28 protein-coding genes are annotated in these 26,960 nt (G+C 72.7%); 13 read left to right on the top strand and 15 right to left on the bottom strand.

The features are described 5' to 3' along the window. Window positions 1-97 precede the first annotated feature (97 nt). Window positions 98-685: a hypothetical protein gene (locus ACIF6L_RS32305; protein ID WP_396491011.1), complete on the top strand. Its 588-nt coding sequence runs from the start codon at window positions 98-100 to the stop codon at window positions 683-685. 426 nt (window positions 686-1,111) lie between these two features. On the opposite strand, the gene ACIF6L_RS32310 is transcribed toward ACIF6L_RS32305, so the two are convergent. Beyond that, complete coding sequence (locus tag ACIF6L_RS32310; protein ID WP_396491010.1) at window positions 1,112-2,122, bottom strand: LysR family transcriptional regulator; 1,011 nt, start codon at window positions 2,120-2,122, stop codon at window positions 1,112-1,114. Window positions 2,123-2,258: 136 nt separating this feature from the next. Here ACIF6L_RS32310 and ACIF6L_RS32315 point away from each other — a divergent pair, with 136 nt between their 5' ends. The 5 genes from ACIF6L_RS32315 (at window position 2,259) to ACIF6L_RS32335 (ending at window position 4,879) form a co-directional block, all read left to right on the top strand. Continuing rightward, a complete protein-coding gene (locus ACIF6L_RS32315; protein ID WP_396491009.1) occupies window positions 2,259-2,420 on the top strand; it encodes a hypothetical protein in 162 nt (53 codons plus the stop codon). A 50-nt stretch (window positions 2,421-2,470) separates the two neighbouring features. After that, the gene (locus ACIF6L_RS32320; protein ID WP_396491008.1) at window positions 2,471-3,235 is read left to right on the top strand and encodes a PhzF family phenazine biosynthesis protein; all 765 of its coding nucleotides are present in this window, start codon (window positions 2,471-2,473) and stop codon (window positions 3,233-3,235) included. A 166-nt stretch (window positions 3,236-3,401) separates the two neighbouring features. Next, a complete protein-coding gene (locus tag ACIF6L_RS32325) occupies window positions 3,402-3,695 on the top strand; it encodes a DUF1330 domain-containing protein (protein ID WP_329491771.1) in 294 nt (97 codons plus the stop codon). Between the two features lie 249 nt (window positions 3,696-3,944). Beyond that, window positions 3,945-4,100 carry a hypothetical protein gene (locus ACIF6L_RS32330; RefSeq protein WP_396492632.1) on the top strand — a complete coding sequence of 52 codons (156 nt, stop codon included), beginning with the start codon at window positions 3,945-3,947 and terminating at the stop codon, window positions 4,098-4,100. A gap of 221 nt (window positions 4,101-4,321) precedes the next feature. Then, entirely contained in the window at window positions 4,322-4,879 is a 558-nt protein-coding gene (locus ACIF6L_RS32335) for a hemerythrin domain-containing protein (RefSeq protein ID WP_359811786.1), read from the top strand. A gap of 213 nt (window positions 4,880-5,092) precedes the next feature. Here ACIF6L_RS32335 and ACIF6L_RS32340 read toward each other — a convergent pair whose 3' ends face one another. The 3 genes from ACIF6L_RS32340 to ACIF6L_RS32350 form a co-directional block, all read right to left on the bottom strand. After that, complete coding sequence (locus ACIF6L_RS32340) at window positions 5,093-5,785, bottom strand: DUF6766 family protein (protein ID WP_359811788.1); 693 nt, start codon at window positions 5,783-5,785, stop codon at window positions 5,093-5,095. An 85-nt stretch (window positions 5,786-5,870) separates the two neighbouring features. Further along, entirely contained in the window at window positions 5,871-6,266 is a 396-nt protein-coding gene (locus tag ACIF6L_RS32345; protein ID WP_396491006.1) for a hypothetical protein, read from the bottom strand. 443 nt (window positions 6,267-6,709) lie between these two features. After that, window positions 6,710-7,234 carry a GNAT family N-acetyltransferase gene (locus tag ACIF6L_RS32350; protein WP_396491005.1) on the bottom strand — a complete coding sequence of 175 codons (525 nt, stop codon included), beginning with the start codon at window positions 7,232-7,234 and terminating at the stop codon, window positions 6,710-6,712. A 286-nt stretch (window positions 7,235-7,520) separates the two neighbouring features. Between ACIF6L_RS32350 and ACIF6L_RS32355 the strand changes: the two genes are divergently transcribed. After that, complete coding sequence (locus ACIF6L_RS32355; protein ID WP_329491774.1) at window positions 7,521-7,970, top strand: SRPBCC family protein; 450 nt, start codon at window positions 7,521-7,523, stop codon at window positions 7,968-7,970. Between the two features lie 218 nt (window positions 7,971-8,188). Here the strand turns inward: ACIF6L_RS32355 and ACIF6L_RS32360 are convergent, their stop codons facing one another. From ACIF6L_RS32360 to ACIF6L_RS32385, 6 genes are all read right to left on the bottom strand, one after another. Then, on the bottom strand, window positions 8,189-8,653 hold the full coding sequence (locus ACIF6L_RS32360) for a DUF5709 domain-containing protein (protein WP_359808376.1): 465 nt from the start codon (window positions 8,651-8,653) through the stop codon (window positions 8,189-8,191). 287 nt (window positions 8,654-8,940) lie between these two features. Further along, window positions 8,941-9,144 carry a hypothetical protein gene (locus ACIF6L_RS32365; protein WP_359808374.1) on the bottom strand — a complete coding sequence of 68 codons (204 nt, stop codon included), beginning with the start codon at window positions 9,142-9,144 and terminating at the stop codon, window positions 8,941-8,943. A gap of 47 nt (window positions 9,145-9,191) precedes the next feature. Next, entirely contained in the window at window positions 9,192-9,416 is a 225-nt protein-coding gene (locus tag ACIF6L_RS32370) for a hypothetical protein (protein ID WP_396491004.1), read from the bottom strand. Window positions 9,417-10,063: 647 nt separating this feature from the next. After that, complete coding sequence (locus ACIF6L_RS32375) at window positions 10,064-11,077, bottom strand: NAD(P)/FAD-dependent oxidoreductase (protein ID WP_396491003.1); 1,014 nt, start codon at window positions 11,075-11,077, stop codon at window positions 10,064-10,066. Then, a complete protein-coding gene (locus tag ACIF6L_RS32380) occupies window positions 11,074-11,595 on the bottom strand; it encodes an isoprenylcysteine carboxyl methyltransferase family protein (protein WP_329491806.1) in 522 nt (173 codons plus the stop codon). Before ACIF6L_RS32380 ends, ACIF6L_RS32375 begins: the two co-directional genes overlap by 4 nt. 6 nt (window positions 11,596-11,601) lie before the next feature. After that, window positions 11,602-12,669, bottom strand: coding sequence for a type III polyketide synthase (locus ACIF6L_RS32385; protein WP_396491002.1), 1,068 nt, complete (start codon window positions 12,667-12,669; stop codon window positions 11,602-11,604). 157 nt (window positions 12,670-12,826) lie between these two features. Here ACIF6L_RS32385 and ACIF6L_RS32390 point away from each other — a divergent pair, with 157 nt between their 5' ends. After that, window positions 12,827-13,633, top strand: coding sequence for a UbiA family prenyltransferase (locus ACIF6L_RS32390; protein WP_396491001.1), 807 nt, complete (start codon window positions 12,827-12,829; stop codon window positions 13,631-13,633). 1,181 nt (window positions 13,634-14,814) lie between these two features. On the opposite strand, the gene ACIF6L_RS32395 is transcribed toward ACIF6L_RS32390, so the two are convergent. After that, complete coding sequence (locus ACIF6L_RS32395) at window positions 14,815-15,528, bottom strand: hypothetical protein (RefSeq protein WP_396491000.1); 714 nt, start codon at window positions 15,526-15,528, stop codon at window positions 14,815-14,817. A gap of 394 nt (window positions 15,529-15,922) precedes the next feature. On the opposite strand from ACIF6L_RS32395, the gene ACIF6L_RS32400 reads away from it, so the two are divergent. Continuing rightward, on the top strand, window positions 15,923-16,312 hold the full coding sequence (locus ACIF6L_RS32400; RefSeq protein ID WP_396490999.1) for a hypothetical protein: 390 nt from the start codon (window positions 15,923-15,925) through the stop codon (window positions 16,310-16,312). A 487-nt stretch (window positions 16,313-16,799) separates the two neighbouring features. Here the strand turns inward: ACIF6L_RS32400 and ACIF6L_RS32405 are convergent, their stop codons facing one another. Beyond that, window positions 16,800-18,785 carry an amino acid transporter gene (locus tag ACIF6L_RS32405; protein ID WP_396490998.1) on the bottom strand — a complete coding sequence of 662 codons (1,986 nt, stop codon included), beginning with the start codon at window positions 18,783-18,785 and terminating at the stop codon, window positions 16,800-16,802. A gap of 416 nt (window positions 18,786-19,201) precedes the next feature. On the opposite strand from ACIF6L_RS32405, the gene ACIF6L_RS32410 reads away from it, so the two are divergent. Further along, window positions 19,202-19,462 carry a GlsB/YeaQ/YmgE family stress response membrane protein gene (locus ACIF6L_RS32410; protein WP_329491812.1) on the top strand — a complete coding sequence of 87 codons (261 nt, stop codon included), beginning with the start codon at window positions 19,202-19,204 and terminating at the stop codon, window positions 19,460-19,462. A gap of 333 nt (window positions 19,463-19,795) precedes the next feature. Here the strand turns inward: ACIF6L_RS32410 and ACIF6L_RS32415 are convergent, their stop codons facing one another. Beyond that, the gene (locus tag ACIF6L_RS32415; protein ID WP_396490997.1) at window positions 19,796-20,344 is read right to left on the bottom strand and encodes an NIPSNAP family protein; all 549 of its coding nucleotides are present in this window, start codon (window positions 20,342-20,344) and stop codon (window positions 19,796-19,798) included. Beyond that, complete coding sequence (locus ACIF6L_RS32420) at window positions 20,341-20,817, bottom strand: hypothetical protein (protein ID WP_396490996.1); 477 nt, start codon at window positions 20,815-20,817, stop codon at window positions 20,341-20,343. Before ACIF6L_RS32420 ends, ACIF6L_RS32415 begins: the two co-directional genes overlap by 4 nt. Window positions 20,818-20,873: 56 nt before the next feature. Between ACIF6L_RS32420 and ACIF6L_RS32425 the strand changes: the two genes are divergently transcribed. After that, complete coding sequence (locus ACIF6L_RS32425) at window positions 20,874-21,803, top strand: helix-turn-helix transcriptional regulator (protein ID WP_396490995.1); 930 nt, start codon at window positions 20,874-20,876, stop codon at window positions 21,801-21,803. Between the two features lie 267 nt (window positions 21,804-22,070). On the opposite strand, the gene ACIF6L_RS32430 is transcribed toward ACIF6L_RS32425, so the two are convergent. Next, window positions 22,071-23,015 (bottom strand): hypothetical protein, encoded by a 945-nt coding sequence (locus ACIF6L_RS32430; RefSeq protein ID WP_396490994.1) that lies wholly within the window; start codon window positions 23,013-23,015, stop codon window positions 22,071-22,073. Between the two features lie 1,175 nt (window positions 23,016-24,190). On the opposite strand from ACIF6L_RS32430, the gene ACIF6L_RS32435 reads away from it, so the two are divergent. Next, window positions 24,191-25,399 carry a cytochrome P450 gene (locus ACIF6L_RS32435; protein WP_396490993.1) on the top strand — a complete coding sequence of 403 codons (1,209 nt, stop codon included), beginning with the start codon at window positions 24,191-24,193 and terminating at the stop codon, window positions 25,397-25,399. Window positions 25,400-25,503: 104 nt separating this feature from the next. Then, complete coding sequence (locus ACIF6L_RS32440; protein ID WP_396490992.1) at window positions 25,504-26,850, top strand: serine hydrolase domain-containing protein; 1,347 nt, start codon at window positions 25,504-25,506, stop codon at window positions 26,848-26,850. Window positions 26,851-26,960 lie beyond the last annotated feature (110 nt).

The raw sequence follows: 26,960 nt of genomic DNA on the forward strand, positions 1-26,960 counted from the left end.
GTGCTCCACGCGAACCTCCACCCGGTGAAGGAACGCGGCGTGCGAGCCGTGCGGCCACGCCCCTACCCTCGCGCGGGTGACGGCTACGAGACGTGGCATGCTGCCTCCCGTGATCAACACCGCCGATAGCGCCGCCTCGGGCGGGACCTGGTCGTTCGCCACCGCGCGCGAGCCGGCCGAGTTCCCCGCGGCCGGAGTCGAAGGAGTGCCCGGCGTCGAGCACGCCGCCGACGGCCGCCGCACCCTGTGCGGGATCCGCGGCCGATACCTGACGTTCTTCCTGCGCCACTTCCAGCCACAGGGCCTGGCCTCGTGCCGCAAGTGCCGGACGCTGGCCGAGGCAGCGCCCACCCGGCCGTGCGGGCAGGAACGCCTGCACGACCTGCTCCTCCGACAGGCCGACGACGCACCGCTTCGCTCGGACCTGCTCGCCGCGCTGCGCGAAGGCGCGCGGATCGCGATGTGGATCACCGGCCCGGCGAAGGACCTCACCCGATTCCACTCACGGATCGACCTGATGACGCAGGAGGCCGGCCCGGCCGCCGAGGCACTCGCGGCGGCGGCGGGCACCTCCATCACCCTGGCCCGTGTCGAGGACGCCGACCACCAGTATCTCGTCGTCCTGCCGCCCGGTGGCCGCGCTCGCATCGCGCGCGGGAAGGCGGCTGCCTCTCCCGAGGCCTGACCCAACCCTCCCTGGCTTCATCGGCTCCTCGCCACACCGCTTCTTCGCCCGGAACACGCGGCCACCGCCGCGCTGCGCCCGTGCTGGACGTGCCTGGGATCGATCGGAGGGATTGCCAGGGGTCACCGCTGGAGCTGACGGAGAAGGCCGGCCGAGACTGGCTGGAGTGCCCACAGTGCGTCAGCGACCGGGAGGAGGAGCTGCTCGGCCCCGTGACGCTGCCCGTTCCGACCAGGTGGGAGCGTCGGCGGACTCGTTCCTGGGGGCCCCGCGGACGGACCAGAACTGAGTGCTCGTGCTGCTGAGCTCCAGAAGCCGGTGGAGGGCAGCGGGGGCATCTGGGCGGCAAGATCAATCGGTGCTGCCTTCCGGCCGGCCCAGGTGGGAGGCCGATCGTTCGAAGCCGGGCGCCGAGGCGGCAAGCGGTCAGCGGTCGTGCCGGCTGCCGGCTCCGGAGAGGCCAGGGCGCGTTGCCGGCGACCGGACGGGCCCGGCACTGGTCGACGAGGTGGCGATCGGGGAGTTCGTCGCGTGCTGGCCGGCTCGGCCGGTGCCGTCGTCGGGTGGCCGGCTGTCCGCGCGTGACAGCAGGTCCGCCCAGGGGCTGTCGTCGGGGGTGGCCAGGAGGAAGCGTTCGCGTGGCGGGTCGGATGCGAAGGGGCGCCAGGTGATCCCGGTGTCCTTCGTGACGGCGGTCCGGGTTCGTAGGGTGATCAGGTTCTGGTTGTTGCGCAGGTGATGGCGGTACAGGGCCCGGCTGTGCGCGTCGACGGTACGTAGTCGTGGTGACCAGCCGTGGCCGGCGAGGTGGGCCAGGACGTCCTCGGTGAAGTGCGGGTCGCGTTCGGCGGGGAACCAGAGGAGGTCCTGGCCCGCGAGGTCGGCCCAGGACAGGGCCGTGTGATGGGCCAGCGGGTGATCGGGGCGCAGGAGCACGCCGAGTGGTTCGTCGGCCAGGGTGAGCGTGGCCAGGTCGTCGATGTCGTGGACGGCGCGCATCACCCCGAGGGCGAGGGTGCCGGTCCGTAACAGGTCGAGTTGCTTCGGGGAGTCGGTCTCGGTGAACTCGACGTCCGGGGATCCGTCTTCGGCCAGGACCTGCTCGACCCGTGCCAGCAGGTGGTCCGGGGCGGTGCCGCAGACCCCTACGCGTACGGGAGAGCGGGCGTCGCGTGCCTGCGCCAGCGACGACTCGATCTCGGCCAGGGTGCGTGTGGCGCTCGTGTACAGGATCCGGCCGCCCTCGGTGAGCTCCATCCCTTTGGGTCTGCGGTGGAACAGTTTGGCCCCGACCCGGCGTTCCAGGGCGCTGATCTGCTGGCTGAGGCTGGGCTGGGCGATCCGCAGCACCCGTGCGGCCTCCGTCATCGTGCCTTCCTCGGCGACGGTGACGAAGTAGCGGAGATGACGAAGTTCGACGCCTTGATGGTCGTGCATGTCCGCTCCTTGCTCTCGGGATAGGTCCGAGCCTATGGGGTGGCCTCGTGGGGCTATTGGCGGGAAGCGGATTCCGGGGGTTCTGATGGGGGGCGAACCATCGATCCGGCGGTCCTGTTGAACGGAGCAACACGTCATGCGCGATGACTTCCCCCGCGCCGGCGTCGGGTTCGCCGCCGCTGCTGCTCACGGTGGCGTCGTCGTCGCCCACCCGACGCGAGCAAAAGCCGTCGAGGAAGCCGTCCAGGGCCTCGTCGGTCCGATGATCGATCTCCGAGAGGCGAGGAACCACCTATGAGGATCGCGGATTTCCCCGTGTCGGCAGCGCGGGCCAGTGTGGCCGCCGCCTTGACGGAGGACAGGGCCGACGACGACGTCACCACCTTGTGGAGCGTCCCGGCCGATCTGGTCGCCACCGCCGAGATCAGCACCCGCCGGCCCGGCATCGTCGCCGGAATGCCCGTGGTCCGCGAAGTCTTCGCCCAGAGCGCCCCGGAGGTCGGGGTCGAGGCTCTGGTCGCGGACGGCGAACGGGTGCGGGCCGGGGACGTCCTGGTGCGGCTGACCGGGGCGGCCCGCAACCTGATCACCGCCGAGCGCACGGTGCTGAACTTCCTGCAGCGCCTGTGCGGCATCGCCACTGTCACCGACGCCTTCGTCCAGGCCGTGGCCGGAACTCCGGCGCGGATCCTGGACACCCGCAAGACCGCCCCCGGGCTGCGGGCGATCGCGACCGCCCTCGGCCTGAACAGCGAAACCCTTCCCGACGCTGCCCACGTGGCCTCACCCGGCCGGCCACGGCTCCTGTTGCCCGTACGATCGCGCACCGCGCTGGCCGAACTCCGCCCGGACTTCACGGCTCTGCGCGATGCCTGTGACCGCTACGGACTGCTGGGCTGCTACGCCTACTCGGTCCCCGACGCGGACGGCCGGGCGGCGGCCCGGATGTTCGCCCCGTCGATCGGCGTCCCCGAGGACGTCGCCAACGCCCGTGTCTGGCCGCATGTCTCGCGGATCAGGGCGTCACCGCCCTCGCGGTCGACATGGGCGATCACCTCGGCCATCCGTCCACGATCATCGCCGACGCGCGGCGCGGCGCGTCCGGCACCCTGATCCGTGTGGGCGGCGCCGCGCAGATCGCGCGCGCCGTCCGCTTTCCCCGGCTCGGCTGACACGAAAGCGACTCGCGGTGGTCGGCAGGCCGACCGGGCCGGCCTGCCGACGCTCGTCCGAGACCAACCCGTCCATCGAATGCACTCATCCCCACACTGGAGGTTCCATGCCCAAGGGCTACTGGGTCAGCGTCTACCGCACCATTTCGGACCCTGCGAAGCTGGCTGCCTACAACGAGCTGGCCGGTCCGGCCGTCCGGGCCGGGGGCGGACGGGTCCTCGCCCGTGACGGTCGGGTCGTGGCACACGAGGCCGGACTCGCCGCGCGCACCATCCTGATCGAGTTCGACAGCTTCGAGCAGGCCGTCGCGGCCCGCGAGAGCGCGGCCTACCAGGAGGCGCTGGCCGCCCTCGGCGACGGCGTCGAGCGCGACTTCCGCATCGTCGAAGGCATCGACTGACCGACCGTGGTCCGGTCGGATCCTCACCGGTACAGCGGGTTTCCGGGGTATACCGGCCCGTTCCCGTGAACGGTGTCACCAGCTGGTTCCGACACGGCCCTTGCCGCCTGGCCGGGATCGGCGGCAAGGGCGTGGCGGCGCGGGATGTCACGGTCGGCGGTGCGGGGTTCCAACGACTCCCGCTCGCCACTGGCCTTCTCCGGCGACGCGGGCAAGCCGGGACCCGGTAGCCGTAACCAGGGTGGTGTGTTGACCTCACTCGACCTACTGCGCGGGCCAGTTGAGGAAGCACGGCGCCGCCCCCCCCGGCTGACCGACGTCGGCGACTTCGACCACAACGGATCGGTGCTGCAAGCCCTGCCCCGGCTCATCAGGTTCTTCGACGAGACGGCCAAGACAACCTGAAACCCGCCACCGATCCTGCCCCGGGCGGCAAGACGGCATGGGCCGAGTGCGAGCCGCCACCCCCACGGCACCGGCCCGTCGCCCGCTCGGACCGGACCGGGGGAGTTTGCGGCCGCCCGATCCGGTGAGGAGCGGGCCACCGGCGCAGGCCCGCGAGGGAGCGGGAACGCACTCCGGCTGGGCGCGGACCGACTCGCCCGCGGACGACGAGAGGCAGGACAATGGGACACGGCGGAAACGTGATCGAGGAACTGATGGCGGACCACCGCGAGGTGGAGGACATGTTCGGCCGCATCCGGGCCATGAGCGGCGGCGGCCAGGCACTGCGGGACGTGATCGACCACGTCACCATCGAGCTGGTGCGGCACTCGGTCGCGGAGGAGCAGTACCTCTACCCCGCGGTCCGCGAGCACCTCGACGGCGGCGACGCCCTCGCGGACAGGGAGATCGAGGACCACCGCCAGGTCGAGGACCTCCTCAAGCAGCTGGAGGACCTGCGCACCGACGATCCCGCGATGGGCTCGGTGCTCCGGCAGCTGATGGACGAGGTGTCCGCCCACGTCGAGGACGAGGAGACCAACCTCTTCCCGATGCTGCGCACGGCCTGTACCCCGGAGCAGCTGGACGACCTCGGGGACAAGGTCCGCCGGGCGAAGGCCATGGCCCCGACCCGGCCGCACCCGGCGGCCCCGGACAGCCCGATGGCCAGCAAGCTCCTCGGCCCCGGTGTCGGCCTCGTGGACCGGGCCCGGGACTTCGTGACCGGCCGCGGCAAGTAGGCCCCAACCGCGCCGACCGAACGCCGGCGGTTCCCTGTCACGCCTTGCCCGACCGGGCACACGCCCCTCTCGGTCGGGCAGGGCGTTACGGGGTCATGTCCCCGCCCGCACTCGTGTACCTCCTCGCGCCCGGCGGATCCCACCGGCTGGAGCGTCTCCGTAGCGTCCCCCGCCCGGCCCGGACCGGGGCCGCCGGTGGGCCGCCGGTGGGCATCAGCCTTCGACGCCGGTGGAGGTGTGGGCGGCACCGACCGGCTTCGATTCGGGTGATCCGCGTTGGCGCAGGTAGACGGAGAGGATCGCCATGGAGGCGACCGCGAGGAGTTCGGACTGCCAGTTCTGCAGGGTGCGGTTCCAGAAGTCCGCGGACAGCACGTAGTCCCACCAGGTGAACGGCGCCTGGAGGTCGCGCAGCCGCCCGGCGTTGAACGAGGCCGCACCGGTGATCGACTGGGCGAACCAGGAGCCGACGAAGAACAGCGCCATCACCGTGCCGAGGGAGCGCGAGTACAGGGTGCGGCGCAGTCCGGCCGCGCGGGCCCAGGAGGGCGAGTCGGCGGTGGCGTGAGCGCCGACCTTCTGTTCGCGGTCGGACTCGGTACCGGGCCGGTCCAGGCTCTTGGACTCCGGGGACCCCCGTTGCAGCAGCCAGACGGTGCCGAAGATGTACAGGAAGAACTGCAGGTACTCCGACTGCCAGTTCTCGGTGACGTCCACCGCGAAGTCGGAGCCGGTCAGATAGCCGGCGACACCGACGGGCTGGAGATCGGCCGCGACGAGCTCGTTGTTCACCTCCGCCAGCCCTGCGGCGGCCTGCCCGACCAGGGTGAGCAGGAAGGCGGCACCGAAGGCCAGGGTGAGGCTGTTGTCGCGCAGGAATCGCCCCGCGCGGTCCGTGCGGCTCATCGGTGCAGCGCCCCGATCGTCGTGAAGTAGACCAGACCGCCGACGACGATCAGCACGCACAGGGCGAACAGGCTGCGCACCGGTCTCACGCTCCCTTGACCACGCACTTGTAGGGCTTGCGGGGCTGCGGGTCGCACCCCGCGGCGGTGATCTTCCATCCGTCCGGGAAGGCGGACAGGAAGAGGGTGTCGCTGTCCAGCACGGCGCGGGCCTGCCGGCCGTAGACGTCGACTCGGCGGACGTCCGCGGCTGAGGGCAGGTCGCTGTCGCCGATCGCCTGCTGGCAGCCCGTCTTGCTGCTGTCCTCGAGTTCCTCGCGCGTGCCCGGGGCGAGTGCGCCGCACAGCGCCGCATTGTCCTGGCGGGCGAGGTCGGCCTCGAAGGCCCGTGCCGCGGCCGCGACCGCGTCCTCCCGATCCGACAGCGACGAACAGCCGCACAGCACCGCCAGGGCAAGCCCGACCTGAAGGAACGCCCACATCCTGCTCCGCCCTGAGACCATGCAGGGCAGTCGACCACGACCGGCCGCCCACCCGGGCGACGCGGGGCCGTCACACGACCGAACGAGTGGTTCGACGGAGTGTCACGAGAGCGCCCGCCCCCGCAGGGTTCGCCTCACCGACGGCGCCGGCGTCCGGGCGAGCCGGGCACCACCTCGCCGGCGAGCCTGGCCGGCGCAACCTCGCGCCCCCGGGGGAGGCGGCAGGTCGGGCAGGAGGGGTGCCGGCCGCTGCGGCGGCCGCGCCACGCATCGGGCCGTGACCCGTCGCGCCTACGGCTGCGCCGGGGCGCCGCCGCTGTATCCGGTGGGCCTGTCGCCGTACCGGCCCACCGGTCGGGATGGGGGGCCGAGCCGCCAGTTCGCGGGGTGAGCGGAGAGACCGACGCGGGGCGCTGCGCCGGCCCGTCCGGCTGGAGGGTTGGCTACCGGGGGTCGCTGCGGAAGCCCGGGTAGCCCAGGATGAGGACCTTCTCGCTCGGGTTTCGGACGTAGGGGATCACCTTTCCGGTGTCCTCGAAGCCGAGTCGTCGGTAGAAGGCCAGGGCGCGTGCGTTGTTCTCGTTGACGCCGAGGGTCAGCCACCGTGCGTCGGTGTGGTCCTGTGCGTGGCGGATGGTGGCCCGCACGAGATCGGTGGCGGGGCCGGTGGCGCCGCGGTGGGCCGGGGTGACGTAGACGGAGCGGACGCACACGGTGTCCGGGACGTCGGGGACGGGCTCGATGCCGGCCGTTCCCACCCAGTTCCCGCTCGCGTCACGGGCCGTGAGGGTGGCACGTAGCCCGGCAGCCTCCGCGGCGGCCTGTTGCTGCCAGTAGGCCTCGGGGTGGGCGGCGGTGTCGGCGTAGGAGAGGTTGAAGGCGCCGGGGGAGTCCCGCAGCGCCTCCAGTGTGATCTCGCGGAGCTCCCGCCATTCCTCGGCGGCTATCCGGTGTACGACGTAGTGCATGTGGTGAGCCTGGCACGGCCGCGGCGTAGCGGGATCACACGCGAGGATGATCTTCGTCTGGCGGCTCCCCCGCAGGGGGGACCTCCGGGGAGAGGGAGGCCGGCCGCAGCCGGCGCCGGGTGGTGGGCGGAGAGCGGTGGCCTGGGGGGATCGGTCCTCGAATGGGTGGTGGCTGTTGCCGGTTCGTCCGGAATGCGGCGGAATCGGTAGGGGCCGGGCATACCGGCCGGCGGTCGGGGCAGGCGCTTGTCCGACCGCGAAGCGATGCGAAGGCGAGTGAGCAGCGATGAGCAAGGTGCAGGAGCAGATCGACGTCGATGTGCCGGTCAGCACGGCGTACAACCAGTGGACGCAGTTCGAGCAGTTCCCGATGTTCATGGAGGGCGTCGAGGAGATCACCCAGCTCGACGAGCGGCACAACCACTGGAAGACGAAGATCGCCGGTGTGTCCCGGGAGTTCGACACCGAGATCGTCGACCAGGTGCCGGACGACCACGTGGCGTGGCGTACCACCAGTGGTGACGTGCGGCAGACGGGGATGGTGCGCTTCGAGCCGATCGACGCGACCCATACCCGGGTGATGATGGAGATGGACTTCCAGCCCGGCGGCATGGCCGAGAAGGCCGCCGACATGACCGGCATGCTCGACCGGCAGGTCAAGGGCGACCTCAAGCGGTTCAAGCACTTCATCGAGAAGCGCGGCACCGCCTCCGGTGGTTACCGCGACACCCTCTGACCCGGACCACGCCCTTCGGCCGCCCCCGCCACAGCCACGGGTGTGGCGGGGGTGGCCGGCTGGTCGAGGTCATGTGCGAGCGAGAGCGAACCCGGAGGGACCGGGCAGCAGGTGCTGCCCGGTCCCTCACCGCTGACCGTCCCCCTGGCCAGCCCCCGGTCGCCGGGATCCAGGGCCCGGAACTGAGGGTGTCCGCCTGGGGCGGGCTCAAGCGATGGTCAGGGCTCCTCGTCCGGGACGATGTGGACGGCGGCTTCCTCGGCAGACGCCGCGCCTCCGTCGACACCGACATCCGTCGCGAAGGTACTCGGTCCGGTGGCCCGGGGGCGCAGCCGGCCCGCGCGGGCGGCCCCTACCTCCTCGTCGCGAGGCTCTTCGCTCGTGTCGGCGGTCTCGTCGGTGCCGTCTGTGGGGGTCTGGGCGGGGACGGCCAGCGTTGGGTCCGGGACCTCCTCGGCCAGCCGCTGGTCCAGGCTCTCGCCCTCGTTCTGCTCCGCCGCCGTGGTGCCCTGGTGTTCGACGGCGAGTGGCCGTTCCGGCGGGGACCAGCCCTCCTCGTAGGGACCGGCGGCGCGGTCGAGCAGGGTGTCCTCCGGGTCCAGGAGGCCTGCGTCGTCGCCGACCTCGGTTGTGGCATCGGGCTGGTAGACGTCGTCGCCCCTGGCGTCGTCCGTTGCGGTCATCATGTCCGTCCTTTCGTGGGGCTCGGGCTTGTGCTTGCCGGGCGCCTGTCCCGGGGGCCCGGATCGGTCCCCCGGTTCCCCGCGGGTCCCGCTGCCGCTTCCCGGCCGCCGCTCCTGGCCGCTTCCTGCTGCCGGGCCGTCGGTGCGGGTGCCGGCGGTGGACCGTGTTCCTTCCGGCGGTGACCGGGTGCGAGCCCGGTGGGCGGGGCACCTTCGGTCACTTGGTGGCGCCAACCCTCACCGCTCAGGTGGGGCCACTGGACTTCCTTCCGGTCAGGACCGGAAGGTCAGCGGCTCGACTCCTCCGGGGCCGGCTTGTCGTCGGGGCCCAGGTGGCGGGTAGGCGTCGGGTCGGCCGTGGTGGCGTCTCCCTGTCGCTCGTCCAGGTCCTGTGCTTCGCCCTGTGTGCTTTCGTCGCCCTGTGCGGCAGTCGGTCCATCCGGTTCGCGCTCCGGGTCGTGCTCCTGCTTCGCGTCGCGCTCGGTGCTCATCGGATTCCGGTCCTTTCGTAGGATGGTCGGCGCCTTTTGTGGCCCACTCAGGGCGCCACCGCGTCCGCGGCCGGCGCGGCGGGCGGCTCGTCCTCGGACCCCTGCCCTTCGGGGCGGCCCTGCGGGCGGTCGTCCGTCTTGGCGCCCGGCCCCGCCACCCGGCCCGCGTCCTCACTCTCCAGCGCGCGCCGGATGCGCTCGGCGGCGGCGCCGACCGCCTCGTCGACATCGCCCTCGCCGCTCACCGAGGTGTTCTTCGCCTGCTCGCCCATGTCGCTGTGCCCTCTCCGCTGGGTCCGCGCCCCGGTCCGTCCCGGGGCGGTGATCGTCTACGGGTGCGGCTGCCCAGGCCGCACGGCCTCACACCTGCGGACATCGGCGCGCAGGTCCGTCCAGCGGCTCACCGGAAGCCGAGGGGCCGGTGATCATGCGGCCACGGCTCGGCCCGCTGCCCGTACTCCTCCAGCGCGGCGTCGACGCGGCGGGCGCCGCCGGGCCTGGCCGAGCCGCTGTCCGGCGCCGGCGCGATGCACCGGCCGGGGCCGGCGGCGGCCCGGTCGGCGGCGAGCGCCTCATCCCTCCGGATCCGGCTCGCCCGGGCGTGCGCGGCGCGCGGGTCCAGGACGCTGGAAGTACGCCACCAAGGAGGAGGCCGACCAGGGCGTCGGGTCGGCGAGGGTGGGCAGGACGGCTGTGACGTTCCACCGGGCGCTCTGGGCGGCTGCCTCCGTGATCCTGCCGGCCGTGGCCGGCTCCGACCGCCGGCGGATCCCGGCGGGGCCCGCCGACCCCGGTTGCCAGGGGGAGGATCCGGACAGACCCGGAACTGGCCGCCCGGGGGTGCTCGTGCGCAGCGCGTTCGGGGCCACGAGGTGATGGAACCGACTCGCCGGCACCATCACCACGGACGTCATCACCGTCAGGTGAGGCGGTTGACCAGGGCGGTGAAGAGCGCGGGGGCGCGGGTGGCCAGGGGGACGATCCGTGGGGCCAGGAGCGGGTTGACGCGGGCGCGTACCAGTGCTCCGGTGAGCAGGCGGTGGTCGCGGGTGGCGCGGCGCCAGGCCCGCTCGTAGTCCAGCGGCCGGCCGGCGCGTACGCAGCGCACCAGGTGGGCCGCGCCGGTGAGGGCGAGCGAGATGCCCTCGCCGGTGAGCGCGTCGATGTAGCCGGCGGCGTCCCCGACCAGCAGGACGCGTCCCGCCACCCTGGCCCGTACCCGCCGGCGCATCGGTCCGGCGCCGCGTACGGCCGAGCCGCGGTGGGCGGTGAGGCGGTGAAGGAGTGCGGGGAACGCGGGCAGCAGTGCGTCGAACGGCAGTCGCTCGCCGGTCAGGACGGCGACGCCGATCCGGTCCGGGCCGAGCGGGGTGACGTAGGCCTCGCCGAGTGCGGACCAGTGGACCTCCACGCAGTCGGTCCAGGGCGCCACCGCGAAGTGCCGTCGCAGTCCGTAGCGCGGGGGTCGCGGGTCGGGGCGTTCCAGGCCCAACTGCCGGCGCAGGGGCGAGTGCAGGCCGTCCGCGGCGGCCAGGTAGCGGGCGGTGAGTCCGGCGGCGGTGATGCTGTCGCCGTCCTGGTGGACGGAGGTGGCCTTCCCCGCCAGCACCGGCACGCCGAGTTCGGCCGCCCGGCGGGACAGCGCGGCGTGCAGGACGGTGCGCCGCACGCCCATCCCCTCCTGGTGGCGGAACCTGCCCTCGGCGCGGTGGCGGTCGTCCAGGTAGCGGATGCCGCGGATCGGGTGGCCGACCACCGGCACGTCCAGGGCGGCCAGGGCGCGGACGGCCCCGGGCATCAGTCCCTCGCCGCACGCCTTGTCGATCGGGGCGGGACGTGGTTCGAGGACCACCGTGTCGAGCCCGGCCAGGGCGGCGTGGATCGCGGTGGCGAGGCCGGCGGGGCCGCCGCCGGCGACGAGGAGGTCGATCACGTCGACGCCGTGGCGCAGTCGGCCAGGGCGGCGTTCTCGCAGCGCAGCCGGGTGGCGAGCAGGGGGAGGTTGAGCAGGGTGAAGGCGGTCGCGGTGAGCCAGGCGCCGTGGACGAGGGGCAGGGCGGCGCCTTCGGCGACGACGGCGAGGTAGTTCGGGTGGCTGAACAGCCGGTAGGGGCCGGTGCTGACCAGCGGCAGGTGGGGCACCACGATGACCCGGGTGTTCCAGCGCGGCCCCAGGGAGTGGATGCACCACCAGCGCAGCGCCTGGGCGGCGAGTACGAGGATCAGCATGGGCAGGCCCAGGGCCGGCAGGAAGGGACGGTGCGCGAGGTGGACCTCGGCCAGACAGCCGGCCAGCAGTGCGGTGTGGAGCAGGACCATGACGGGGTAGTGGCCGGAGCCGTGTTCGACACCGCCGCGTGCCCGGCTCCAGGCGGCGTTGCGGCGCGCGACGGCGAGTTCGGCCAGGCGCTCGACGGCGACCAGGAGGACCAGCAGCGTGTACAGGGGCATCCGGGCCTACCAGCGCAGGAGGACGAGTTCGGAGCAGAAGCCCGGTCCCATGGCGAGGAGCAGACCGGGGCCGCCGGGGGGTGGTGGCGGATCGTGGGCGAGGGTGTCGCGCAGGATGTGCAGGACGGAGGCGGAGGAGAGGTTGCCGACCTCGGCCAGTGAACGCCGCGTCAGTTCCAGCGCGCGGGCGTCGAGCCCGAGGCTCTCCTGCAAGGCGTCCAGGACCTTGGGTCCGCCCGGGTGGGCGACCCAACCGGTGACGTCCGGCGGCTTCAGGTCGTGTTCGGCGAGGAAGGACCGGACGTCCTCGCCGACGTGCAGGCGCACCAGTTCGGGCAGTTCGGCGCCGAGGACGATGGTGAAGCCGCTGTCTCCGATGTCCCAGCCCAGCGCGCGCTCGGTGCCCGGGTACAGGCGGCTGCGGGTCGCCGCCACCCGCGGCCCCGCGAAGTCCCCGGACCGCGGGTGGTGGCGTCCGACAGCCACCAGGGCGGCGGCGCCGTCACCGAACAGGGCACCGGCCACCATGTTCGGCACGGAGGTGTCGGCGCGCTGCAAGGTGAGGGAGCACAGCTCGACCGAGAGCAGGACCGCGACGTGCCCGGGATGGCCCTGGAGGTAGTCGTGCAACCGGGCCAGGCCCGCGGCGCCGCCCACGCAGCCCAGGCCGAAGATCGGCACCCGCTTCACGTCCGGCCGCAGGCCCACCCGCCCGGCCAGCCGGGCCTCCAACGAGGGCGCGGCGATACCCGTCACCGAGGTGGAGACCACCAGGTCCACCTCCTCGGGCGCCAGACCGGCCGCCGCCAGGGCGCCGCTCAGGGCTTCCTCCGCCAGCCGCAGCCCCACGTCGATGAACAGGTCGTTGGCCCGGCCGAACCCGCCCAACTCGCGGTAACGCTCCAGCGGCAGAGCCAGGTGGCGGGTGCCGACCGCGGCGGTGGCGTGCAGCCGTTGGAGGACGCCGCGCTGGGCGTCGGACGCCGCGCACATCGCCGTCAGGGCCTCGGTGATCTCGCCCTGCTCGTACCGGTGCGGCGCGAGCACGCCGTGGACAGCCGCGATTGTGGTCACCGGCTCACCCTAGACGTGATCTGATACTTCATCATGAAATGTGCGCTGGTCGGCGATTTGCCCGATCTAGCATGAGGAGGTGCACACCACCGGAGTCCGGTCCGCGGCAACCCCGACCGTTCAACCGCAGTCCAGGAGGGGCGCAGCGGCACGGGGGATGCTGGCCGCCTCCCACGCCGCCCCCGCGCTCGCCGTCACCGCCGTCGTCACCGCTCTCGCCGTGGCCTGGGGGCGGGGCACGGCGGGAAGCGCGCTGGTGGCCTCGGCGGTCCTGACCGGGCAGCTGTCGGTGGGCTGGTGCAACGACCGGATCGATCTTCACCGCGATCTCGCCACCGGCCGCACCGACAAGCCGCTGGTGGCCGGCGTCGTTCGCCCGCGGAGCGTGGCCGCCGCCGCCGGGGGCGCACTCGCGCTGTGCGTCCCGCTCTCGCTGGCGGGCGGACTGGCGGCGGGCGCCGCCCACCTCGTCGGGGTCGCGGCGGCCTGGTCCTACAATCTGGGCGTCAAGCGCACGGCGCTGTCATGGCTGCCCTACGCCGGGGCCTTCGCGCTGCTGCCCGCCTTCGTCACCCTCGCGCTGCCCGGCCACCCGTGGCCCCCGGCGTGGGTGACGGCGGCCGGCGCCCTGCTCGGTACGGGTGCTCACCTCACCAACGCGCTTCCCGACATCCCCGGCGACCTGGCCACCGGAGTGCGTGGTCTGCCCCACCGCCTCGGCCCGCACCTCACCCGCGCGCTGGCCGCGACCCTGCTGCTGGCCGGGGCGGCCGCCCTCGTCCTGGGACCGCCCGGGCCCCTCACCACCACCGACCGGGCCTGCCTCGCCGCCACCGGCACGCTCGCACTCACGGTCGCCCTCCCCACCCGCGACCCGCGCAGCCGCCTGCCCTTCCTCGCCAGCCTCGCGCTGGCCGCCCTGGACATCGCCCTGCTCCTGCTGCGCGGCACCGCTCTCACCTGACAGCGGCACGCGCGGCCTCGTCACACCGCACCGCCTCGCTCACCGTCCGATCCTCCGGGAGTACCGCGGCGCCGGGGCGGTGACCGGTGCGCGGGCCGGGAAGGACGGATTGGGCCATTGGGCCGTGTCGGGGCCCTGGGCCGTCGCGCAGGTCGCCACAGGTAGCAGGGAGCAGGGAGCGGGACGGGCGAGCGGGCCGGGTCCGCGAGGTGCCGCCGCCCACGGCCGCCTTCACGAGCACAGGACACCGGCGCGGGTGGATCCGTTCTCCGCGATCGTCCGAGGAGGCGCTGTGGCCAGGTCACCAGCGACTCCGTGCTCCGGCTGTTCGGGCCCCCCGGGCGAGCGTAGGGGTTCCCGCATCCCTACCTGAGCAGGCCCTCCGGGGGCTGAGTGGTGCGGCGCGGCGCATCGTCGGCGGGTGACCGACACTCACAGCGCCTGGCCTGCACGGCGGAGATGCTGAGTATGGCGCCGGGTGAGCCGACGTCGGGCGGTGGCCGCTTGCGGCAGACTGCTCCTGCCGCGCGCGGGCCGCAATCCGGCGATGACGAAGATCGCGGCGAGAAGCAAAGGCGCTGACAGAAGGACGAGGACGGGCATCATCGGACTCCTCACACAAGTGGTCGAGCACGTATCCGGGTCTGTGTACGAGAGACAGCCGCGGCGCCAGGGTTCAGGCCTGCACTGTCCGCGCTCGATGGCGGCCAGGATGGCCCACTGCATCGGCTGATCCGGCAGCGAAGCGGAGAGAGGCACAAGGGGCCGGCCTGGCCGGCGTCGAGTCCAGAAGGGGTGGAGCGATCAGCCGAGTCATGACAGTCATAGCCGCCTCCGCGCGCTGGTCCGGTGTGGAGATCACTTGCCCGCTGAGAGGTCGCCCAATCCCGGTCGTGAGAAGCGGCGTTCGGCGCGCCGTGGCCGGCTCCCGCGGCGGACGGACCCCGCGCACGCACCCGCACGCACAACCGGGCCGGCCGCGACGCGGCACGACAAGGCCGGTGGGCCGTTCCCACAGACGTCCGCTCGCTCCGCGCGGCAGTACGAAGGCCGGGGAAGTAGGTGACCTTCGCACCACGGCGGCCGAACGCGCGGGGCGCGTCCCGGGGCCGGTCGGAACGAATCCGACCGGCCCCGGAAGATCCACTACCCCAGCGGCGTTCGCCACCCGGTGCGCGGGGTCAGCTCGTCGGCAGTGCCTCGAACAGGCCGCGGCCCGCACGCTGTGCCCGGCCGGCCTTGACGAGCCGTTCCAGGGTCGTGCGGACGTTGTCGTCCGTGCTGCCGGGGCTGAGGGTCGCGGAGACCTCGCCCGCCCGCACCGGCTTGCCGGCCGCGGCGAGAGCGTTCAGGACATCGTCGGCGATCCCACGGGATCGCTTCGGCGCCGTCGGGGCTGCCGGAGCCGGCGAGGCCGACTTCCTCGCCGGGGTCTTCTTCGCGATCCGTGCCTTGGGCTTGCTCTCGGCCGGGCCGGCGCCGGCTTTGGCGGCCGCAGGGGTGGTCCCGCGGGGCTTGCGTGCGGTTCGCTTGGCGGGCGCTGCCTTGGTGGCGGGCGCCCGGCGCCGGGTTGCCTTCTTCGGTTCCGGTTCGTCGGCTGCGGGGAGCGGCCCCGCGGCGGCCCCGGCCGGCTCCGGCTCCGCTGCCGCCGGAGCTTCTTCGGCGGACACAGGTGGGGGAGTGGCCGGCTCGGCTGTCGTGCCGACGGAGGGCCGCAGGGCCGCGTCGGCTGCGAGCAGGCCGTCGAGGGCGACCCGCAGCGAGGTGACGTACGCGGCGACTCGCCCCAACTCGCTTTCGAGCGCGGCTTTCTGCTCCTCGAGCCGGGAGAGCTGGCCTTCGACGAGCGTGATGGCGGCTGCGACGCCGGAGTTCGTTTCGACGGAAGGTGCCAAGGGGTGACCTCACTCACATGTGGGAACGGCGACCGCCGTACGGATGATCGCCTTCAGGACGCGCCTGCCCGCTCTGCACCCGGGCAACCCCGAAGGGAGCCGGTGACAGCAGCGAACCTCACGGGCTGTTCGACCATCCGCCCAAGGTGGCACTCGCGTGCTTGGTCGGATCCCGAAGGGCCCTCGAAGAGTTCGGCCTTCACGACACCGCGCTCCCCGACCCACCGCGGCTGCGCCATGCCCGGGACCAGCTCACCACCGGCCCCACCGACCCGGTGGCCTCCACCCTCCACCTGGACGGTGATCGTGCCCGGCCCGGCTCCCGCCTCGGATACCGTTCTCCTACACGGGGTGCCATAACGGATGTGGCGCCCCCTACGGAGGTAGCCAGCGTATGAGCTCCAAGCGCAGCCAGAATCCAGCCCTGCCCGTCCTCGACGACGCCTACCGGCTCGCGTCGGTCAAGGACACCGAAGAGTCCACCCGCGACCTGGCCGCACGGCTGGCCACCACCGAGCTGCGCCGCGCCTCCCACCCCGGCCGGGTCACCTGGGATCCCACCGATCAGGCCGAGCCCGTACCGGCCCCGCCGACTGTGGTCGACGGCGACGGGGACCTGTGGCTGAGGGACCGGGGAACTGGCACCTGGACCATGCCCGAATTCGACCCGAAGACGTTCCCGGCCCGCTGTGGCGAGGTCCTGACGTGGAGCGAGCTCTCCTCTGAGTACGGCCCACTGACCGCACTGGCCGACGACCGCCACGTCGGCGGCCGCCGCCGCTGACCGTGCGGCCCTCCGGGTCGACCGCGCCCCGGAAGGACACCGACCCGGCCCTGACCGTGGCCCTTCTCCCCGATCCGGAGCGGATCTGGCCACACCGTCCGGCGGGTTGTCCAGGCGGTGTGCCCGCGCTTCGAGGTGCCGCGTGAGCCTGCGGGCAAGCGAACCACCGCCCCGGGACGCCTGACCGGTGATGCCCTGGGAGCAGCCGCACAGCAGCGGTCGAGGCGGAGCGCACCTGCTGGTGACTCCGCCCGCGCTTGCGCGGAATACGACACGTCGGGAACACCCCTCTCCGTTGGTAGAGCGGACAGCGAAGGGCCGCCACCGATTCGGTGGCGGCCCTTCGCCGGTGTGACGGTGAGGGCTTGTTCGGGCGAATGGAGAACCCGTGCGGACTCGGCGCTCCGGCTGGGCCGGTGGCCGCCGCCGGAGCAGCCGGGGAGCGCCTGGGAGGTGTCGGCGCGGGGCGGGTGACCGGGCTTCGGGGTCAGCCGCCGACGTGGATGCCGGGTCGACGGGCGGGGTCGGGTTCGTGCTTGCGGATGATCTCCCGGGTGACGGGGGCCGTGTCGCCGCGGCCGAGGAGGAAGTAGCGGAACATGTGCTTGAGGGGGCTGCCTTCGGCCCAGGCGAAGTAACAGTGCGGTTGGACGCCGGTGGAATCGCGCAGAGCGAGCAGGATCGCGGCGATGGCGTTGGGCGCGGCGGGGGCTTCGGTGCGCAGGACGCGGTAGCCGTCGACCTCCACGCCGTGGACGGTGAGGGTTTCGCTGAAGTCGGAGGGGTCGACGACGTCGATCTCCAGGAACAGCACGTCGGCGGGGCCGGGCACCGGGTTGATGCCGCGTTGCTCGCGCTCCTTGTCCTCGTACTCCGCGCGGTCGCCGGCCTGGCGGCGGTTGGCGATGATGTTGATGGCCTGGTCGTGGGCGAGGGTGTCGGTGACGAACCGGCGGGCCGCCGGGTCGAGGACGATGCGGTCCGCCCGCAGCTCGGTGGTGCGCGAGACGCGGGAGATCAGCGACACGGTGATGATGCCGAGGATGAAGAGGCCGGAGATGGCGATGCCGTCCGGCTTGTCGACGATGTTGGACACCAGGGCGTAGAACAGCACCGCGGTGAGGAGGGCGAAGCCCGCGGTGGCGGCACGGCGGCGCCGGCGCAGCGCGGAGACGGTGACCGCGAACGCGCCGGAGACCATCATGGCGAGGATGCCGGTGGCGTAGGCGCCGGCCTGCGCGTTGACGTCCGCGTCGAAGGCGATCGTGATGAGGATGCACAGCGCCGTGTAGACGAGGACGACCGGGCGCACCGCGCGTCCCCATTCGGGAGCCATCCCGTAGTCGGGCAGGTAACGGGGGACGATGTTGACCAGGCCCGCCATGGCGGAGGCACCGGCGAACCACAGGATCAGGATGGTGCTGACGTCGTAGACGGTGCCGAACGCCTCGCCGACCTTCTCGTGGGCCAGCCACGCCAGTGCGCGTCCGCCGGCCGCGCCGCCGGGTTCGAACTCCTTGTGGGGGATGAGGACCGTGGTGACGAAACTCGCGGCCAGCAGGTAGACGCTCATGACGACCGCGGCGGTGGTCAGCAACTTGCGGGCGTTGTGGATGCGCGCTTCAAGCCGCTCGGCCGCGTTCGCGCCCTCGGCGGCCACCAGGGGCATCATGCTCACGCCCGTCTCGAAACCGGACAGGCCCAGCACCAGCAGCGGGAACGCCAGCAGCGCCGGTTCGGCCAGGCCGCTGAAACCGCCGCCGCCTTCCGCCAGGCCGTCCGTCCACGCCGACCAGGCCCCCGGCGTGGTGAACACGTCCACCAGGCCGACGGTGACGGTCACCGCGTTGAGGACGAGGAAGACCGCGACGAGAGGGATGGCGACGGTGACCGCCTCACTGAACCCGAGCAGGAAGACCCCGCCCAGCAGGAGCAGCAACCCGATGGTGAGGGCGACCTCGTGGCCGTGCAGGGCATCGGACAGGTAGGGGTTCTCCACCAGGTGTACCGAGGCATCCGCCGACGACAGCGTGATGGTGATGATCCACGACGTGGCGACGAAACCGAGCAGCACCAGAACGAACAGTTTGCCCCGCCAGAACGGCAGCAGGTCCTCCAGCATCGCCACCGACCCCGCGCCGTTGGGGCTCTCCCGCGCGACCCGCCGGTACATCGGTAGCATCCCCACCAGCGTCAGCAGCACGATCAGCAACGTCGCCAGCGGCGAGACCGCTCCAGCGGCCAGCGCGGCGATGGCCGGCACGTAGGCGAGGCTGGAGAAGTAGTCCACCCCGGTCAGGCACATCACCTTCCACCACGCCTGCGGCTCGGTGTGCCCCTCGGCGGCCGCCGGACCCACCGGCTGCACCCGGTGGCGCAGCAGCCACCGCCCGACGCCTCCGGTCGGCTGCGCCCGCGGAGCAGCGCTCTCCACCACTTCCGGAACGGCCAGATCGGCCGGACCCTCCTTCATTCCCCCATCACCCTTCGATGCTCAGCACACCGCGGCAGTCGCCGTGGCCAGGTGAGTATGCGCTACCCGGCAACCGTCCCGAACGGGGGGTAGGCCGGGACGCGCCGCACCGGGAGCCTCCTTCCCCGCCGCGGCCGGCACATCCCCGCGAGAAACGAGCCTCCTGCCGACCCGCACCGCCTGACGGGGCCCCGCGTCGGTCACGGACCGGGCAGAGAGGGCCGCGATGGAGGAAGGGAAGGCCGGTGCCGGCCGCTGGCGGGTCGGCCGGCGACGCCGAGCGGTGGGACACCTCGGCCGCCCAGGCCGGGTGGACGGGGTGGGAGACCCGTCCGGAACGGGTGTGCGGCGGCCCTGACGGGGAAGGCGGAGCGCATCACCGGACGGTCATGCCTTACGCGCACAAGGAGAAGATCATGTCGTTCATCTGGGCCGTTGTCGCGGGTCTCATCATCGGCGTACTGGCCAAGCTGGTCATCCCCGGCCGCCAGCCGATTCCCCTGTGGCTCACCGTCATCCTGGGTGTGGTGGGCGGTCTCATCGGCAACGCGCTCGCCGGCGCCTTCGGTGTCGCGGACACCGGCGGCATCGACTGGATCCGTCACATCTTCCAGATCGCGGCCGCCGCCGTCCTCATCATGGTCGTCACACCCCTGTGGGGCCGCCGACACGCCTGACCGGCGCCCGCCGCTCACGGTGCCCCGTCGCCCTGTTCGGTCGGCGGGGCACTCGCATGCGCTGGAGTCGGGTGATCGGTCGGGCAGGCCCTCCCGGGCCGGTCCACCCGACAGGCCGCCCGGCGCGGCGACCGAAGCGACCGAGCGGCACTGCACGACGGGGCGGACGCTGCCTGACGGTGGTGCCGGCACCCGGCACCCGGCGCCGGTTGGCCGGTGCGGGCGGCTGCCGCTCCGGGACAGCCGATGGGCGTGACCCGGACCCTGTGGCCGGTGCTCAGGTCACCGTGGTAGTCCTGGCCGGGCGGCTCCCCGCCTCGTGGCAGCACGAGGTCAACTCGTCACGGGCTCCAGCCGCAGCCGCCGGATCGGCCAAGGTGGTGGCTCGGCCGGGCCGAACCAGACCCGCACGTCCACCCCGGTGCGGACAGGCAGGAGGGGGAAGTCGTTCTCGGCGTGCTCGGTGCGGTGCAGCGCATGGCGCGGGTCCAGGTGCCGGGCGGCGTACGCGTCGAAGGCCGCCGCGTCCGACGGCCGGCAGAGCGTCGCGACCACCTCGCGGGTGGACGGCTCAGGTGCGAACCCCGGACCGCGCAGCAGCAGGACGTCGTCGCTGTCGACCATGGTGGCGTTGGCCGCGTCGCGGTGCTCGCGCCAGATCGTGCCGGTGTAGAACGCCTCCAGCGCGTGCCGGCGGTGCGTCATGTCGGGGAACGCGCGCAACCAGACGAAGCGGTCCGGGTCGTCAAGGTCGCGGAACCGGCCCCCCATCGTGATGCCGGCCGCCTGCTGGCCGGTCACGAACTCGCGCTCGAACAGTTCGATCAGCGTCTCCCGGGCGCCGGGGCGCAGGGTGTACTGCCGGAGTTCGACGATGCTCATACGCCGGCCGGCCCGGTGCGGGTGAAGTCCATGATCCAGTTGAGCTCCCGGGTGAGGCCGCCGTCGCCGGAGAACTCCTGCTCCCAGCGGGCGGCGTCCGGGCCGAGGCGGTACCAGGTGAAGTGCACCCGAATGGGGCGGCCGTCGTAGGTGTCCTCACCGTGGAAGTCACCGCGGTCGCCCGTGAATGCGCCGACCACCGGGGGATCCAGCCGGCCCGTCCGGCTGTCGGACCAGTGGATCGACCACAGTTTCGTCCCGTGGTCGAACAGCCGCAGGGTCACGCCCTGGCGGCCGAGGGTGGGGAAGGTGATCTCGTCGATGTTCCCGGCGCCCCCGAACAACGGCTGGATCACCGAGTGGCCCGGGAACTCCTCCCAGGTGCCGGCGCTCGCGCCCGCGCCGCCGAGCGGGGTGGTGAGGCGCCGGTTGGCCACGTGCCAGGAGCCGTGCAAGAAGTCGAAGTCGTTCATGCGCCGCAGGTTAGGGGCACTCCACTGACATCCGCTGTCAGTGGATAATGGGGAGCATGCGTGCGAGCCGGCTGGTCACCCTTCTCCTGCTGCTCCAGAACCGGGGCCGGATGACGGCCCAGCAGCTGGCCGCGGAACTGGAGGTCTCCGTCCGTACGGTCTACCGCGACGTCGAGGCGCTCGGGGCCGCCGGTATACCCCTGTACGGCGACGCCGGGCACGCGGGCGGCTACCGGCTGGTCGAGGGCTACCGAACCCGCCTCACCGGGCTGACCGCGGACGAGGCGCAGGCCGCCTTCCTCGCCGCACTCCCCGGCACCGCCGCCGAGCTCGGCCTCGGCGAGGCACTCACCAGCGCCCAGCTCAAGCTGCGGGCCGCCCTTCCCGCCGAGCTGCGCGAGCACGCCGGGCGGATCCAGGAACGCTTCCTGCTCGACGCCCCGGGCTGGTACGGCGATGCCGACCGCACCCCTCACCTGGCCGCGATCGCCGCCGCGGTGTGGGCCCGGCGGGCGGTGGTCCTGCGGTACCGGCGCTGGCGGGCACCGCAGGAGATCGAGCGGCGAGTGCAGCCGTACGGACTCGTACTCAAGGCCGGCCGCTGGTACCTGGTCGCCAGCGGGCCGGCCGGAATCCGCACCTACCGGGTCGACCAGATCGTTCGACTCCGCCCCCTGGAGGAGGAGTTCGTCGTCCCGGACGGGTTCGACCTGGCCGTGCACTGGAACACCTACCTCGCCGACTTCCGAGCCCGGCTGCACACCGGGGAGGCTCTGGTACGGCTCACCCCGGAGGGAGCCCGCCGGCTCGGCGTGACACCAGCAGGTGACGGGTGGACGGAAGCCCGGCTGCCCATCGAGTCCATCGACCACGCCCATGGAGAGTTCCTCCGGCTGGGCACCGACATCGAGGTCATGGCACCGGCCGAACTCCGCGACCGCATCGCCGAGACGGTACGGACCCTGGCCACCCGCTACGGGGGATGACTCCGGGCAGAGGGATCCCCGGGGGTACTGCTGTCGGCGGTGTCGTGCGAGCTGCTGGGTGAGGCGTACGAGGAGGGCGGACCGGGCCCGGCCGCCGTGGGGGCGCTGAGGAGCGGCGGCGTACACGGTGGGCGACGTGGTGCCGGCGCGGCGGGGAGCCCGGCATCGCGAGCGGTCCGGGCACGGCCCGTCGCAGCCCTCGGAGAGCGAGCGGCAGGGTGCGCGGGGGAGGGGCGATCGCTTCGGGCGGGCCCCTCCCCCTGGGCGTCAGGCCTTTCTGCGCGCCGTCTTGTAGAGCTCGGCGGTCAAGGCGGCCACCTCCTCCTGCGAGACGCCCTTGCCACCATTCATCGCCTGCGCCAACTCGACGACGTTGGCGCCTCCCAGCGTGGAGTAGTCGGACCAGGCGCAGACCGGGAACTGGAACTCCGCAGGACCGCCCTTCGGGGCGTCGGCGTTCTTGTCAGGGGTGACTTTCACGTCCTGGCACTTCATGAGCGCGCCCTCGAAACCGTCGGGCTTCACGGCCCTGGGTTCTCCGAGGCGCTCCAGCTTGAGACCACGCGCTTTGCCGTCACCCTTCAAGCCTTTCTTGGTGATGTTGGCGAAATAGTTGTCCAGCGCCGTGGCGGGGTCGGGGATGTCGCCGTAGAGGCCATCGAAGATCAGGCGCTTGCCTCCCACCTTCGCCGGATCGCCGGGGTCAGTGCTGGCCGCGTTGTAGATCCCCGACACCGCCTGCGCGTTGTTCACACCGACGCCCGCCGCCTCCTTCTTCTGCTCGGCGTTCAACTCTCCGGGCGCACTGGCCGGGCCCGATTTCTTATAGGCATCGACCGACTCCGGAGCCACGAGCGTGTAGCCCTTGCTGTCCGCGGTGACGTCACCGTGGCCCGCGCCCGCGCCCGCGCCCGCGCCCGCGCCCCCGCCGTCGTCGCCGACCACGACGTACGCGCCTCCCGCGATCACCGCGAGCGCGACGACCACTCCGGCGATGATCAGGCCCGTCCTCTTCCCCGCGGCCGGCTTCGGCGGCGGGTAGCCACCCGGTGCGCCGCCGTGCGGGAACTGCTGTACGAAGGGGTGCGGTTGCTGGGGCGGGCCCCAGCCCTGCTGGCCGAGCGGCTGCGGCCCGGAGGCCGCCGCCGGTCCGAACCCTCCGGGCTGGTGGTGTGGCTGGGGGCCGTACGGGCCGGGCTGGTCGTCACTCATGTGCACCGTCCCCGGTGGGGAGGGGTCCACGGCCGCCGAGCAACCTGCCGAGCGGCGGTGTTCGACCCGGAGGCGGCGCAGAAGCTGTTCCAGGCGCGTGCGGCGTGGGCCGTGCCGGCCGGCTTGTCCTTGCCGGACGCCAGTCCCCGGCCCTTGGACCAGGGGAGTTCTTGATGGCCCCCTTCATCTTCTGTGCGGATCCGTCGATGGCGAGGCGGAGACCGATATCGGACGTCACGCTGAACTCACCCTCCTTCTATCGCTCACTGGCCCTGCTGCAGAGATCCTGATGTCCGGATGCCCTCCGCCGAGCCGGGACGGAGAGGTGAACGCTGCCGCGAGCCGGACGCCCTGATGGTGGTGGGCCGAACCGCCCGGGCAACAGGCCAAGCCACCGGCCATTGGTGACCGGCGGTCGAACGGCCCCCTGACCGTGCCGTTCCGACGGCCGCCGGTTCCCGTCCGGCGGAGCACCCCTCAGTGAGGCTCCGTTCTCCTGCTCGTGCGGCCGGGTGCTACGCCGGGGGACCCCGGCGCCGGTCCGGCGGACGCGGACGGGGTGCGTTTGTGGAGGCGGGGACCGAGGGCGCGAGTCCGATCGACGACTACCCCCACCGCCGGTCGAGCCGTCCGCGCGGGAGGCAGAGCCGAAGAGGCTGCAGACCTGGTTGAGGGCGCGCTGACGGGGCAGACGGGGGTGACGAACGGCGGATCGGCGTCCTGCCCGAGACGCACCTGAGAATTCCTTCCGGTTCGACCTCGGGGGGTTGCCATGGTGTGACTCACCGTGAAGACTATGGCGGGTTCGCCGTGGGGGGCCGATCGGCTCGGGGCGTGCTGGTGCTGTGCAGCCGTGGCACAGAGGAGAAGGGTGAGGGGAATGCGATGTCAGGCTGGTTCGCCGTGCGGGTCGGGGCGGGCGATGACAGCCGACCGCTGAGGCGCGCCGGGCTGCGACGGGCGTCTCGGTCGCCCCGCTTCGCCCGGACGCCGGAACCCCGGTAGGGGGTCAGCCGGATCCCGCCGTCCGGGCCGTTCCCAGCGGCGTGCCCGGGGAGAGCTGTGCCCCGCCGGGCGCCGCGGTGCGGCCCGATGGCGCATGTCCGCTGGGCCCGACCCGGCGTATCCCGTTCCAGACCCTGTGATGCTCGCGAGTCCCGACCCAAGGAGAACTGGTGACCGCTCGTCAGTTAGGCAGCCCGGAATTACTGTTGGAGGAGATATCCAACCGCTGGTCGGACGATCGCGAGGCCGGAGCGGTTCGGTACGAGGAGAGTCAGGGCCTGTGGCAGGTCCTGGACTACGCGACGGTGGCCGCTGTGCTCGCCGATCCGCTGACCTACTCCTCGGATCTCTCCTCCCTCGCCCCCACCCAGGAGGACTTCGAGGTCTTCCGGCAGGGCAACTTCGTTGGCATGGACCCGCCGCACCACCGAAGACTGCGCGCGCTGGTGAGCCAGGCGTTCACCCCGCGGGTCGTCCAGGGGCTGGCGCCCCGGATCGAGGCGCTGTGCGCGCGACTGCTGGACGCCGTCGCGGACCAGGACCGGTTCGATCTGGTCGACGCGTTGGCGTACCCGCTGCCCATCATCGTCATCGCGGAACTGCTCGGTGTGCCGGCCGACGAGCACCGGCTCTTCCAGGACTGGGCGAGCGTCCTGTTCGGCGGAGACCAGCTCGGCGAAGCACCCGACATGGCGGACCTCTCACGGGCGTTGGAGGCCATCGCCCCCACCGTTCGTGAGATGAACGGGTACATGCTGGAGCACATCCGTGCCCGCCGTGCGCACCCGGGGGACGACCTCACCAGCAGGCTGATCGCCGCCGAGGTGGACGGCGTCCGCCTGGAGGACCAGCAGATGGTCGGGTTCGTCGCCCTGCTGCTGGTCGCCGGGCATGTCACCACGACCGCGCTGCTGGGCAACGCCGTGCTGACCTTCGACCGGCACCCCGGCACGGACGCCGCGCTGCGCGCCGACCCCGGACTGCTCCCGTCGGCCATCGAGGAGGTGCTGCGCTGGCTGCCCCCGTTCGCCGAGTTGGGTCGCCGCGTGGCCCGGCCCGTGGTGCTCGGCGGTCACGAACTTCCGGCCGAGTCCATGCTGATCGCCCATCTCGGTGCCGCCAACCGCGACCCGGCCCGCTTCCACGCCCCCGACGTCTTCGATATGACCCGCCACCCCAATCCTCACCTGACCTTCGGCCACGGCATCCACTTCTGTTTCGGTGCGCCGCTGGCCCGGTTGGAGGCGGTGATCGCTCTGCGCCTGCTGCAGGAACGATTCCGCTCCGTGGCGGTCCCCTCCTACGAGGACATCGTGTACCAGAACCCGGCCGTGATCCTCGGCGTGCGGCACCTGCCCGTCGAGGTCGTCAGGCCGTAGGCCGGACCCGCCCGCACCCTCGCCCGTACCCCGGTCGGCCCGCGCTCACCCGCGGCCGACTGTTCGGACCTGCACATGAGAGCCATCAACGGGAGTCCCTTCTCATGGTGTACAACACTGCCCCGACCCGCAGACGCGCGCCGTTCCCGGAGCGACGGGAGCTGCAGCACCGACTCGACACCCTCGCCCGCCTGCACCGGGTGCCCGGTGCCCAACTGGTGCTGGACAACGGCTCGGAGGTCGTCTCCGTGCACACCGGTACGGCCGACGCCGGCACCGGCGCCCCCTTCGCCGAGGACACCGCCGTCCCGCTGGGGTCTCTCACCAAGCCCTACACGGCCGCGCTCGTGCTGCTCCTCGCCGAGGACGGCGACCTCGACCCGGACGACCCGGTCGCCGAGTACCTCCCCGAACTCCGCGAGCTGCCACAAGTGACGGTCCGTCACTTGCTCAGCCACACCGGCGGTCTGTCCACCGGCCCCGACTCCGACGCGGCGGCGCGGACCACCGCGGCGCACTACCTGTCGTCGGTGTGCACCGCCCAGGGCGCGCTGTTCGCGCCCGGGACCGACTTCTCCTACTCCAACGCCGGGTACGTCGCCGCCGGGCGGCTGGTGGAGACGGTGACCGGCATGCCGTGGAACGAGGCGATGGACGCCCTGCTCCTCGAACCCCTGGGCACCGTGCCCGCGTTCCTGGGTCCGTCCGCCCCCGCCCGCCCCGTCGCGGCCGGTCACGCCCTCAACACCGCGACGGGCCAGGTCCGCCCCGTCCGGCAGAACCTGGCTCCGCTGGAGGCGCCGGCCGGCGCCCTGTTGGCGAGCGCCGAAGACCTCGCCGCGCTCGGCGGCGCCCTGGTCGGCCGGACCGCGGCGCTGCCGCCCGTGGTCGCCAAGGAGTTGCGCCACGCGGAACTCGCCGCCGACCCGGGGGCGCTCGCCGACGGCTGGGGGCTGGGACTGGCCCTGTTCCGGCAGGACGAGAAGCTGTGGTGCGGCCACGACGGCAACGCCCAGGGCACCTCGTGTCACCTGCGGGTCGAACCGGACACCGGCACGGTGGTCGCCTTCACGGGCAACGCCGGCGTGGCGACGGCGCTCTGGCGGGACCTCGCCGAGGACCTGGAGCGGATCGCGGGGGTGCGGGTGCCCACCGTGGTCGAGCCCGTCGCAGCGGGCGAGCCGGTGGCACTGCCCGAGTGCGCGGGCGCCTACGCCAACGGCGGCACCCGGTACCGCGTCGCGCCGGGGCCCGGTGGCTCGCCGGTGCTGTCGGTGGACGGCGACGTGCCGATACCGCTGCGTTGCTACCCCGACCTGTCGTTCGACCTGGTCGACCCGGGGTCCGGCCGTCGGGAGGCCGGGGGGCGGTTCCACCGCGACCCGTGCACCGGTGCGATCGACCGCGTGCAGATAGCGGGGCGCACCGCGCGTCGCACCGGCCACGCCTGAGCCCGCAGCTCCTCAGCTCGTCCGCCTGTCAGCTCGTCAGTCCGTTCAGCCCTTGGTGCCGGAGTACGCGTCGGGCGTGCCCGGCCGCACTCCGCTGCCCGCACACCGCT

It is taken from the genome of Kitasatospora sp. NPDC086009 (genome assembly GCF_044540385.1).
Lineage (GTDB): Bacteria > Actinomycetota > Actinomycetes > Streptomycetales > Streptomycetaceae > Kitasatospora.